This window comes from Paracoccus sp. UBA889, assembly GCA_002294185.1.
Lineage (GTDB): Bacteria > Pseudomonadota > Alphaproteobacteria > Rhodobacterales > Rhodobacteraceae > Paracoccus.
Map to the genome: position 1 here is coordinate 1 of DBFD01000076.1, position 10972 is coordinate 10972.

Consider the following 10972-nt stretch of genomic DNA (forward strand, 5'->3'; position numbering starts at 1 on the left):
GTCCGAAATCTCGCGACCACCTCTCAGTCGTTTCAATGGACCAGGGGCGGGGCTGACGATGGCGCAGGTGTTCAACGCCTACATCGATGCCGATAAATCCGAACGCTTTCTGTTGAAGCTGGTGGACTATTGGAAAGACACGCTGGTCGAGAACGTCCATGCCGAGACGATCCGCAGGGCTGCGAAAGTGATTTATCCAAAGGCGAACGAGCCGACCTGGAACAGACAGGTTCTTAAGCCGACGCAAGCCGCGATCAACCATGCCGCCGGGCTGGGTTGGTGCAGCCGGATTTCAGTGAAGTGATACACCGAAAGCCCCGAGGTGAAGATCCCGGCGACGATTGAATGGGTCCGAGCTTTCGACGCGCAGGCCATTGAGGACGACTTGCCGCATCTGGGTGCGCTCTGCGTTTTCATGTTCGGGACGGCCCGGATCGGCGAAGCCTGCCGCATGATCTGGGGCGATGTGGACCTGCATCAGCGCACCGCCAAGTTGTATCTGTTCAAGCCCGCGCCGTGGAGCCGCGAGGCGCATCTGCCGCCTGAACTGGTCGCGGTATTGGCGAACCTGCCGAGCAACCGAAAGGCCGATGAACTGGTCTTCGACTATTCGGGGCGCGTGGAACAACGTTTGCAAGCGGGCGGGCATCCAGCGGCTGACACTGCATTGCAGCCGCCACGGCTTTGCAACCTCGATGCTGCATATGGGAATGGACGTGAAGACCGTGGCCGAGATGGGAGGTTGGAAGAACGCGGCGACGGTGCTGCGGACCTATGCCCACGCGGTCAAGGACAAGACCATCACCGACGCTCTATTTGACACGCCAGCGACACGCGGCGCGATCAATGGTTCCGCAACTGTCAGAACCGAAAGGAAAAAACGGAATGACTGCTCACCCTCGTTGGGAGGGGTGTCCCGCCGCGGGCATACAACTGCCGCCGGCACTGGCGCAAGGGAAATCTTTGGCCTAGATCCCGGCCTCGCCGATCCCCGGAAGGAGCAGCCCATGTTCACCGTCTCGCTGATCACAGCGCCTGCCAACGCCAATCTGGAAAGCGCGTTGCTGGACGGGCTGTCCAGAAGCTGGGACGGCGGCACGCCGCGCTGGCTGAACCCGGGCATTGCCGGCGAATTCGATATCGGAACCATGCCGACGGATGTCGATCAGGTCTGGTCCGATCTTCAGACCATAGGCATCGACATGGCGATCCAGCCCGGAACCGGGCGACGCAAGTCGATCCTTCTGGCCGATATGGATTCGACCATGATCGGGCAGGAATGCGTGGACGAACTGGCCGACATGGCCGGCGTCGGGCCGCGGGTCGCGGCCATCACCGCGCGGGCGATGAACGGCGAGCTGAACTTCCACGAGGCGCTGGTCGAACGGGTCGGCCTTCTGGCCGGTCTGCGCGAATCGGTCGTGGCCGAGGTCCTGGACCGGCGCATCACGCTGACGCCGGGTGGGCGGGAACTGGTCGCCACGATGCGGGCCAATGGCGGCCATGCGGCGCTGGTTTCGGGCGGGTTCACGGCCTTTACCGGGCCGGTTGCCGAAAGGCTGGGTTTTGACACGCACCGCGCCAATACCCTGCTGTCCGAAGCCGGCGTGCTGACCGGCCATGTGGCGCTGCCCGTGCTGGGCCGCGAAGCCAAGGTCGAGGCGCTGCGCGAGATCGCCGCCGGGCTGGGCCGGACGCCCGAGGATGCGATTGCCGTTGGCGATGGCGCAAACGATCTGGGGATGCTGCAACTGGCGGGGACGGGCGTGGCCCTGCACGCCAAGCCGGTCGTCGCGGCGCAGGCGAAGATCCGCATCAACCACGGCGATCTCAGCGCATTGCTGTATCTGCAGGGCTATCGCGCGGCGGAATTCGTCGGCGGCTGACGCACAGGGTGACACCCCGCCGCGGCGTAAAACCCGCGGATCGCCGACTGCCGCGCCCGGGCCCGGTTTTGCGCGACCCGGCGGACGACCCCGTTGGGTCCGGTCCAGGCCAGGGCCGGCGCCCGCTCTGCCAAGGGGCGCCGGCTGGTCGTCGTCCGGGATGAGGGCCAGAAAGGGGGCGCTGCCCTCATGCGCGATTAAAGCGGAACCATGTATCGGATTCGTGACGGTTCAGGCCGGAAACGCCGTCGCGCGGCGCATCTGGCCCGTCACCATGCCGCGCCAGTTGCGGATCGGAGCCGTCAGATAGCGTTCCACGACCGGATCGGCCTCTGGCAGCGCCCCCAGATGAACCAGCAGCGCGGTGATCGCGGCCTCGGCGGCGCGGGTGGCGCCGTCGGTGATCTTCAGCGCAATACCCAGGCCGTGATCGGGCAGGATCGCGACGAAGACGCCCTCGGCGCCGGTCTTGACGGCGACGCGGCCATCCATGGCGCGCATCAATGCTGTGCAGGCGCGGCCCTCGCCGGCCACCAGCTCGGGATGGTCGCGCATCGCAAGCGTCAACCTTCGCATGGCCTGACCGCGCCGGTCGCCGCCGGGACGGGCAAAGGCCACCATGGCGTTGGCCAGCCCCACGAGCGAGCAGGCGTGGTTCGGGGCCGAGCAGCCGTCGATGCCAAAACCGGGGCTGACCTCGCCGGTCATCTCTTCGAAGGCGGCCTTCACAGCCTGCTGGACCGGGTGGTCCGGATCGATATACTCCGCCCCGCCGCCCAGATGCCGGTTCAGGGTCAGGAACCCGGCATGTTTGCCCGAACAATTGTTGTGGATCTGGCAGGGAGTTTCGCCGGAACAGGTCAGGCGGCGATGTTCGGCCGGGTCGCGGGGCATGTGGCTGCCGCAGCGCAGGTCCGCTTCGTCCAGGCCCAGCGTCCGCAGCCAGTCCGACACGCCCGCGACATGGATCGCGGCACCGCTGTGGCTGGCGCAGGCCAGGGCAAGCTGGCGGTCCGTCAGGCCCGCGGCATCGGCGGCGCCGCTTTCGATCAGTGGAAGCGCCTGGATCATCTTGCACGAGGAACGCGGAAACACGATCTGCGCCGGACTGCCCCAGGCCTCGACCACGCCGCTGGCATCGCAGATCACCGCATGGCCCCGGTGCAGGCTTTCGCGGCGTCCCCCCCGCCACAGCTCGATCAGTTCGGCATCGTGCATCGGAATCTCCCTGACAATTGCGCGATTTTCTGCTGTGCGCCCCTTTTTCGCGCCCCGATTTCAGGTATCCTTAGCCCAGATGGTTGAAAAGACCACGGCAATCGGGAACAACGCCGCCCAAAGCGGCGAAACCTATGGCAGGAGGCCAGAGCATGAAAAAGACGACGCTGCGCGGCATGGCGGCGATCGCGGTCCTGGTGACGGGACTGGGGACGGCAAGCGCACAGGAATCCACCAATGTCGTGGCGACCGAGGGGGACTGGACCGTTTTCGCGGCGCAGAATCCCAAGGAGTGCTGGGCGGTCTCGCCGCCGAAATCGACCCTGAACACCCAGGACGGCAAGGAGGTCGAGGTGACGCGCGGCGACATCCGCCTTTATGTCGCCTATCGTCCGGGCCAGAATGGCGAAGTCTCGTTCACCGGCGGCTACCCGTTCTCGCCGGATTCGACGGTCGAGGTCGATGTCGGCGGGCAGAAGTTCAACCTGTTCACCGAGGGCGAGAGCGCCTGGACCGGCAGCCCCTCGGACGATCAGAAGCTGATCGGCGCGCTGCGCGCCGGGGCCACCGCGATCATCACCGGCCGGTCCTCGCGCGGGACCACCACCAAGGATACGTTCAGCCTGTCGGGCGTCACCGCGGCGACCAACACCGCGAAGGAACGCTGCCAGTAACCGGCAGCGCAGGACCCGCGCGCCCCGGGCGGATTGCCTTGACGGATCGTGATGCGCCAGCGACGAGGCCGGTTGAAAGACCGGCCTTTCTGGCCTATCTGCCTGTCTTTGTTCCTATCGCCGGTGACATCATGACCGCCCCGATCACGCAGGATGTGCTGACCATTCCCCGCAAGCTGCCCGAAACCGGGCGCCTGAACCTTGTCGGGCTGACGCGCGATCAGCTGCGCGAGGCGCTGATCGCCGCCGGCACGCCCGAGCCGCAGGCAAGGATGCGGGTCGGGCAGGTCTGGCAGTGGATCTATCACTGGGGCGTGCGCGATTTCGCGGCGATGACCAATCTGGCCAAGGATTACCGTGCCCTGCTGGCGGACAGTTTCCAGATTTCGCTGCCCGAGATGGTGACCCGGCAGGTTTCTGCGGACGGAACGCGGAAATACCTGCTGCGGATCGCCGGCGGACACGAGGTCGAAGCGGTCTATATCCCCGAAGAGGGGCGCGGGACGCTGTGCGTCAGTTCCCAGGTCGGGTGCACGCTGACCTGTTCCTTCTGCCATACCGGCACGCAGAAACTGGTACGCAACCTGAGCCCGGCCGAGATCGTCGGCCAGCTGATGGTCGCGCGCGATGATCTGGGCGAATGGCCGACCCGGGGTGCGCCCCGCGACGAGACACGGCTGATCAGCAACATGGTGCTGATGGGCATGGGCGAACCGCTGTATAATTTCGAATCGGTTCGCGACGCGATGAAGGTCGTGATGGATGGCGAGGGGCTAAGCCTCAGCCGCCGCCGGATCACGCTGTCCACAAGCGGCGTCGTCCCCGAAATCGCCCGCACGGCCGAAGAGATCGGCTGTCTTCTGGCGGTATCCTTCCACGCGACCACGGACGAGGTGCGCGACAAGTTGGTTCCGATCAACCGGCGCTGGAACATCGCCACGTTGCTTGACGCGCTTCGCGATTATCCGCGGCTGTCGAATTCCGAACGGATCACGTTCGAATACGTGATGCTGGACGGCGTCAACGACAGCGACGAGGATGCGCGACGGCTGGTGCGGCTGATCCGGGGAATTCCGGCCAAGATCAACCTGATTCCGTTCAACGAATGGCCGGGCGCTCCCTATCGCCGGTCCGGTCAGGACCGGATCCGGGCTTTCGCCGATATCGTCCACAAGGCAGGCTATGCCAGCCCCATCCGCACGCCGCGCGGCGAAGACATCATGGCCGCCTGCGGGCAGTTGAAATCGGCCACCGAACGCGGGCGCAGGTCGAAGGCGCAGATCGCGGCCGAGGCCGGGGTCTGAGCGACGGCCCCGCGGCAAGCGCCGCTGCCCTGCGGCTGCCGACCGGTCTTTCGGCGATCGGATGCCCGATGGCCGCGGGGGCTTTGTCCGCTCGCGCTCAGTCGATGGCGCGGATCAGTTTCTTGTCGAAGACGCGCAGCACCGGTCGCAATTCATGGCCGCGTTTCAGGATCTGGCCATCCATGCCCAGCACCAGATAGGCGCCCTGGGCGTTGCGCAGGCGGGGGCGTTTCTCGATGCGATACAGCGGATGTTCGGTGGCGCGCCGGAACACGCTGAAGATGGCCGCGTCGCGCAGGAACGACATGGCATAATCGCGCCATTCGCCCGCCGCGACGAATCGGCCATACACGGACAGGATCAGCCCAAGCTCGGATCGGTCGAAAACCACGCGGTCGGGATCGGCGTGAAACGGCGGGGCGGCGTTCATCATGACCGGATGGTGACATTGCGCCCGCCGCAAATCAATCCGGCAAATGCGGGCCGGGCCAGCGCGTCGGCAGGACAGAGGCCGCCGCCATTCCCGGCAGGCGGGGCTGCCGCGTCGCACCCAGGTCGCCAGAAAGCTGCGCCGACGGCGCGGGCCGGTCGGATCAGAAGCAACTGACCTTCTCGATCCGGTCGCTGCGGCCGTATTCGATGTTCAGCCGGTCGGGGCGGAAATCGGCGGTCACGGCATCGTCGGGGCCGATGACGCGGGTCCCGACCGGAAAGGTCATCTGGTCGGTGATCCCGCGTGGCTGGCCGACAAGGCCCTGATAGCCCGAGGCACGGCATTGGTCCGCGGACGCATCCGGTGTCGGGGCCGAAGGCAGAGGCTGACAGGCCGCCAGCAGGATGGCGGCAGGCAAGGCCAGCGGGAACGGAAAAATGCTCATGGAATCACCCTCGCTCGAGGTTGTCGATGACGCTGCCCGCATCAAGTGGAAAAATGGTCCCCCGCCGCGTGTGGTCCTGCGGCGCGGCGATGAGGTTCTGGCCTGAATTGGTCATGGTCGCGTGCGGCCTCTGGGGATCCCGGCCTTGGCGCGGGCTGCTGATACCGCCTTATAGTCAGGGCGGCGGGATTTGAGAAGCCGCGCCGGCGTCACGATCTGTTCCCTTTGCGGCCGTGTGGCTGCCGGCGCGATCCGGACGGCCCGACTCATCAGCGCGCCGCGCCCAGCGACTGCTCGTTGCGCCCGGACACGCCGTGGGCTTTCAGGAACAGCTGCGCGGCGCTGTCGGCGATGCGCGCGATCTGGTCATGATCCGGCGCGTGGCCTCCGTCCAGTGTCGCCATGTCATGTATCTCGGCTCCGGCGAGGCGGACCAGTTGTTCGGCCGCCAGCGTCGTGTCCTCGATGCGCAATTCGCCCCGCGCGACCCAATGGTCCAGCCGCTCGCGCAGCCGATCACGCAGCACCTTGTGCAGCGCCGCATGATAGTTCCGGGCGACATCGGGAAAGCGCGCCGCCTCGGCGACATGAACACGATACAGCCGCACGCTGTCGGGGGCGACCAGCCATTCGGCGATCTGCCGTGTCAGGGCGGGGATCGCCTGGGTCGGGGCGGCGTCGGCGGGGATATCGAAGAGAATCGCGTCTTCCAGCCGCTGCCGCTCGTTCTGCATCGCCTCTTCGAACATCAGCCGCTTGTCGGCGAAATAGCTGTAGAGCGTGGCCTTGGAAACCCTGGCGGCGGCGGCGATGTCATCGACGCTGGTGCCCGAAAATCCGTCCCGCAGGAATATCTCTTTCGCGCCCTCGCTGACTTGCGCGAATTTGCGTCCGATCCTAACTCTCTGACGATCAATCATATTTTTATCCCTGTCGCATATGCGGACGAAATTCACACCAGTGAGTCAATGCAGAAACCAGAGCGGATGTTTCCTTGGTGGGGAATTTTCGCCGATCTGAGCGGTTCCGGGCCGCGGAGTTTCGCCGAAAGCGATCGTGGCAAAGATCGTTGGAACCCGCCGCCGCTTTGCCCTAGCCTCGGCGTGAAATCGGAATTCAGCAGAAGCTGGGAGGAAGCAGATGGCGATCAGACAGACCTCGTTTCGCGATTCGGTCGAACGGATGTTCACCCATGCCGCCGGTCTGATGGACCTGCCGCCGGGACTGGAGGAAAAGATCCGCGTCTGCAATTCGACCTATACGGTCCGGTTCGGCGTGCGGCTGCGGGGGCAGATCCACACCTTCACCGGCTATCGCTCGGTCCATTCCGAACATATGGAGCCGGTCAAGGGCGGCATCCGCTATTCGCTGGATGTCAGCCAGGACGAGGTCGAGGCGCTGGCCGCGCTGATGACCTATAAATGCGCGCTGGTCGAGGTGCCGTTCGGGGGATCCAAGGGCGGTTTGTGCATCGACCCGCGGGCCTGGGACGCCGACGAGCTGGAACGGATCACCCGGCGCTTCACCTATGAATTGTCGCGCCGCAACCTGATCTCGCCCAGCCAGAACGTGCCGGCCCCCGACATGGGCACGGGCGAACGCGAGATGGCCTGGATGGCCGATGCCTACAAGCGGCTGCATCCCGACGACATCAACGCCAAGGCCTGCGTGACCGGCAAGCCGCGCACCGCGGGCGGCATCGACGGCCGGGTCGAGGCGACGGGGCGGGGCGTGCAATACGCGCTGCGCGAATTCTTCCGCCATCCCGACGTTGTGAAGCAGGCCGGGCTGGAAGGCACGCTGGCGGGCAAGCGCGTCATCGTGCAGGGGCTGGGCAATGTCGGCTATCACGCCGCGCAGTTCCTGTCGGCCGAGGACCAGGCCCTGATCATTTGCGTGATCGAACGCGACGGCGCCATCCGCAATCCGCAGGGCATCAACATCGACGCGCTGCGCGGCCATATCCAGGCGACGGGGGGCGTGCGCGGCTTCGCGGGCGGCGATTATGCCGAGGAAGGGCTGGCCGCGCTGGAGGATGAATGCGACATCCTGATCCCGGCGGCGGTCGAAAGCGTGATCCATCGCGACAATGCCGAGCGGATCAGGTGCAAGCTGATCATCGAGGCTGCGAACGGTCCCGTCACCGCCAATGCCGACGAGATCCTCAAACGCAAGGGCATCGTCATCATTCCCGACATGTATGCCAATGCCGGCGGGGTGACGGTGTCCTATTTCGAATGGGTCAAGAACCTGTCGCAGATCTCTCTGGGCCGGTTGGAGCGCCGTCACGAAGAGGCCCGTGCAAGGCTGATGATCGACGAGCTTGAACGGATCTCGGCCGATACCGGCACGAATTTCGCACTGGCCCGAGGCTTCAAGGAGGCTTTCCTGCACGGCGCGGATGAACTGGATCTGGTGCGCTCGGGGCTGGACGACACGATGCGCGAGGCCTTCGGCAAGATGAAGGATGTCTGGCAGTCGAACGGCAAGGTCAACGATTTCCGCACGGCGGCCTATGTGGTGGCGATCCGGCGGGTGTCGAATGTCTATGCCTCGCTGGGATTGTAGTGGTCTGCTCGCGTCCCGCGTCGGCCGGGCGGATGACCGCGCCGGCGACATCCGCAGAAAGCGCGCGTGGGAGGGACGAGCCCCCGCGCGCGACAGGCATGCCCCTCGACGGGGCCGGCTTTCGCATTCTCCTTATGCGCGGGGGGCAGCGGCGCGGCGCAGGCGGTCGTTGATGGCGCGGCCCAGGCCATGATCGGGGATCGGGGCCACGGCGATGGGGCGGCCTTCGCGGTCGGCGCGGCGCAGCATGTCGAAAAGGTTGGCGGCGGCCTCGGCCAGATCGCCATGGGCTGACAGGCTGAACGGGCCGGGCGCGGCAAAGGTGATCAGGGTTTCACCCTCGCCGGCCTCTTTCGCCTCAAGGCGCAGGGCGGCGTTCGGGGCATAATGGCTGCTCAGCTGCCCCGGGGCGTTCGGCGTTGACGGGTCGCCCGCATGTCGTCCCAGCGGCCGGCCAAGCGCGGCCTCGATCGCCTCGGCGGGCAGGCCGCCGGGCCGCAGCAGGACCGGCAGGCCGTCCTGCCAGCCGATGATGGTGGATTCCAGGCCCACCGGACAGGGTCCCGCATCCAGCACTGCCGCAATGCGGCCGTCCAGACCTCCATCGGGGTCCAGCACATGCGCGGCGCTGGTCGGGCTGATCCGGCCCGAAACATTGGCCGAGGGCGCGGCGACCGGGCGGCCCACCTGGCGCAGCAGATCCTGCGCGACGGGATGGGCGGGAACGCGGATCGCCAGCGTGGGCAGGCCCGCCGTGACCAGCGAGGCGACCCGCGCGCCGTCCCGCAGCGGCAGGACCAGCGTCAGCGCGCCGGGCCAGAAGGCCTGCGCCAGCGCACGCGGCTCGGGGGGCAGGTGGACCAGAGGCCCGGCCGCGTCGAGGTCCGGAACATGCGCGATCAGCGGATTGAAGGATGGCCGCCCCTTGGCGTGATAGATCCGCGCCACGGCCCGACCGTCGGTTGCGTCCCCGCCCAGACCGTAGACGGTTTCGGTCGGAAAGGCCACGATGCCGCCGTCCCTCAACAGGTCGGCGGCGCGGGCCAGGCCTTCGGGCGTGGCGCCCAGTCGTTCGGTCTGCATCGCTTGGCCTTTCCGTGACGCGGGGTTTCGGTTGAGCCTGCCCGGCAGGCCGATATGCTGCCCGCCAGGTTCAGTCTGATAATCGCGCGCGGCGGCGATGCCAAGCGCGCGCAATGGGGGAGAGGCAGATGACTTACCGGGCACCCGTCGAGCAGATTTCGTTCATCCTGCGCCATGTCGTCCCCTATGCCGAACTGGCCGCGACCGAAAGGTTTTCCGAGGCTGGCGAGGAAACCGCGACCGCCATCCTGACCGAGGCCGGCAAGCTGGCCCAGACCGTGCTGGCGCCGCTGAACCGCGCCGGAGACGAGCATCCCGCGCGGCTGGAAAACGGCAGGGTGCGATCCTCGCCCGGCTTTGCCGAAGGCTTCGCGGCCATTGCCGAGGGCGGCTGGATCGGGCTGGCCGCCGACCCGGATCATGGCGGCATGGGTCTGCCGCAGGCGCTGAACATGGCCGTGGCCGAGATGATGTCCGGCGCCTGCCTGTCGCTGCAATTGAACCCGCTGCTGACGCAGGGCCAGATCGAGGCGCTGGAACATCACGCCAGCGACGAGATGAAGGCGCTGTATCTGCCCAGGCTGATTTCCGGCGAATGGTCGGGCACGATGAACCTGACCGAGCCCGGCGCGGGCAGCGATGTGGGCGCGCTGGTCACCAGGGCCGAACCCAACGGCGACGGCAGCTATGCGATCAGCGGGCAGAAGATCTATATCACCTGGGGCGACAGCGATGTGACGGAGAATGTCTGCCACGCGGTGCTGGCGCGGCTGCCGGACGCGGCGCCCGGCACGCGCGGGATCAGCCTGTTCATGGTGCCGAAATTCATTCCCGACGCGGATGGCAAGCCCGGCGTCGCCAACGATCTGAAGGTGGTCAGCCTCGAGGAAAAGCTGGGCATCCATGGCAGCCCGACCTGCGTGATGTCCTATGAGCGCGCGACCGGCTGGCTGATCGGCGCCGAACACAAGGGCATGGCCGCCATGTTCACGATGATGAACTGCGCCCGGCTGGGCGTGGGGATGCAGGGCGTCGGCGTCGCCGAGGCGGCCTTGCAGCAGGCCGTGGCCTATGCGGCCGAGCGCAAGCAGATGGGGCCGATCATCGCCCATCCCGATGTGCGCCGGATGCTGGCCACCGCGCGGGCAGAAATCTTTGCCGCCCGCGCCATCGGCCTTGCCTGCGCCACCGCCATCGACATGGAGCGCGCCACCGGCGAGCGCGATCATGCCGCCCGCGCCGCCTTTCTGACGCCGATCGCCAAGGCCTACGGGACCGATGTCGGCTGCCGCGTCGCCGATCAGGCGGTGCAGGTTCATGGCGGCATGGGCTACATCGAGGAAACCGGGGCGGCGCAATAT

At 66.6% G+C, this 10972-nt stretch carries 11 protein-coding genes and 1 pseudogene; 7 read left to right on the plus strand and 5 right to left on the minus strand.

What is annotated here, in order from left to right; genetic code table 11:
• From B4L36_RS15330 to serB, 3 genes and pseudogenes are all read left to right on the plus strand, one after another.
• Positions 1-304: hypothetical protein (locus B4L36_RS15330; protein WP_292958952.1), on the plus strand; the 304-nt coding region annotated here is incomplete at its 5' end.
• A 286-nt stretch (positions 305-590) separates the two neighbouring features.
• Positions 591-728 (plus strand): annotated as a pseudogene (locus B4L36_RS16200) (tyrosine-type recombinase/integrase); the annotation flags it as partial.
• Between the two features lie 279 nt (positions 729-1007).
• Positions 1008-1886 (plus strand): phosphoserine phosphatase SerB, encoded by an 879-nt coding sequence (gene serB, locus B4L36_RS15340; protein ID WP_292958956.1) that lies wholly within the window; start codon positions 1008-1010, stop codon positions 1884-1886.
• 231 nt (positions 1887-2117) lie between these two features.
• Here serB and B4L36_RS15345 read toward each other — a convergent pair whose 3' ends face one another.
• Entirely contained in the window at positions 2118-3104 is a 987-nt protein-coding gene (locus tag B4L36_RS15345) for an asparaginase (RefSeq protein WP_292958958.1), read from the minus strand.
• Positions 3105-3256: 152 nt separating this feature from the next.
• On the opposite strand from B4L36_RS15345, the gene B4L36_RS15350 reads away from it, so the two are divergent.
• The gene (locus B4L36_RS15350) at positions 3257-3778 is read left to right on the plus strand and encodes an invasion associated locus B family protein (protein ID WP_292958960.1); all 522 of its coding nucleotides are present in this window, start codon (positions 3257-3259) and stop codon (positions 3776-3778) included.
• Positions 3779-3909: 131 nt separating this feature from the next.
• Entirely contained in the window at positions 3910-5082 is a 1173-nt protein-coding gene (gene rlmN, locus B4L36_RS15355; RefSeq protein ID WP_292958962.1) for a 23S rRNA (adenine(2503)-C(2))-methyltransferase RlmN, read from the plus strand.
• 97 nt (positions 5083-5179) lie between these two features.
• Here rlmN and B4L36_RS15360 read toward each other — a convergent pair whose 3' ends face one another.
• The 3 genes from B4L36_RS15360 to B4L36_RS15370 form a co-directional block, all read right to left on the minus strand.
• Positions 5180-5512 carry a DUF2794 domain-containing protein gene (locus B4L36_RS15360; RefSeq protein ID WP_414692195.1) on the minus strand — a complete coding sequence of 111 codons (333 nt, stop codon included), beginning with the start codon at positions 5510-5512 and terminating at the stop codon, positions 5180-5182.
• 163 nt (positions 5513-5675) lie between these two features.
• Complete coding sequence (locus B4L36_RS15365) at positions 5676-5960, minus strand: I78 family peptidase inhibitor (protein ID WP_292958966.1); 285 nt, start codon at positions 5958-5960, stop codon at positions 5676-5678.
• A gap of 269 nt (positions 5961-6229) precedes the next feature.
• A complete protein-coding gene (locus B4L36_RS15370) occupies positions 6230-6880 on the minus strand; it encodes a TetR/AcrR family transcriptional regulator (protein WP_292958968.1) in 651 nt (216 codons plus the stop codon).
• A 220-nt stretch (positions 6881-7100) separates the two neighbouring features.
• Here B4L36_RS15370 and B4L36_RS15375 point away from each other — a divergent pair, with 220 nt between their 5' ends.
• Positions 7101-8528, plus strand: coding sequence for a Glu/Leu/Phe/Val family dehydrogenase (locus B4L36_RS15375; RefSeq protein ID WP_292958970.1), 1428 nt, complete (start codon positions 7101-7103; stop codon positions 8526-8528).
• A gap of 132 nt (positions 8529-8660) precedes the next feature.
• On the opposite strand, the gene B4L36_RS15380 is transcribed toward B4L36_RS15375, so the two are convergent.
• Positions 8661-9611, minus strand: a complete 951-nt coding sequence (locus B4L36_RS15380) for an L-threonylcarbamoyladenylate synthase (RefSeq protein WP_292958972.1) — start codon at positions 9609-9611, stop codon at positions 8661-8663.
• Positions 9612-9739: 128 nt separating this feature from the next.
• Between B4L36_RS15380 and B4L36_RS15385 the strand changes: the two genes are divergently transcribed.
• The coding region (locus B4L36_RS15385; protein ID WP_292958974.1) for an acyl-CoA dehydrogenase family protein at positions 9740-10972 on the plus strand (1233 nt) is incomplete at its 3' end.

What these genes read in the sequence shown, in the direction of transcription:
- B4L36_RS15380 (WP_292958972.1), bottom strand. Translation starts at nt 9,611, where the DNA reads ATGCAGACCGAACGACTGGGCGCCACGCCCGAAGGCCTGGCCCGCGCC.
- serB (WP_292958956.1), top strand. Translation starts at nt 1,008, where the DNA reads ATGTTCACCGTCTCGCTGATCACAGCGCCTGCCAACGCCAATCTGGAA.
- B4L36_RS15345 (WP_292958958.1), bottom strand. Translation starts at nt 3,104, where the DNA reads ATGCACGATGCCGAACTGATCGAGCTGTGGCGGGGGGGACGCCGCGAA.
- B4L36_RS15375 (WP_292958970.1), top strand. Translation starts at nt 7,101, where the DNA reads ATGGCGATCAGACAGACCTCGTTTCGCGATTCGGTCGAACGGATGTTC.
- B4L36_RS15365 (WP_292958966.1), bottom strand. Translation starts at nt 5,960, where the DNA reads ATGAGCATTTTTCCGTTCCCGCTGGCCTTGCCTGCCGCCATCCTGCTG.
- B4L36_RS15370 (WP_292958968.1), bottom strand. Translation starts at nt 6,880, where the DNA reads ATGATTGATCGTCAGAGAGTTAGGATCGGACGCAAATTCGCGCAAGTC.
- rlmN (WP_292958962.1), top strand. Translation starts at nt 3,910, where the DNA reads ATGACCGCCCCGATCACGCAGGATGTGCTGACCATTCCCCGCAAGCTG.
- B4L36_RS15350 (WP_292958960.1), top strand. Translation starts at nt 3,257, where the DNA reads ATGAAAAAGACGACGCTGCGCGGCATGGCGGCGATCGCGGTCCTGGTG.
- B4L36_RS15360 (WP_414692195.1), bottom strand. Translation starts at nt 5,512, where the DNA reads ATGAACGCCGCCCCGCCGTTTCACGCCGATCCCGACCGCGTGGTTTTC.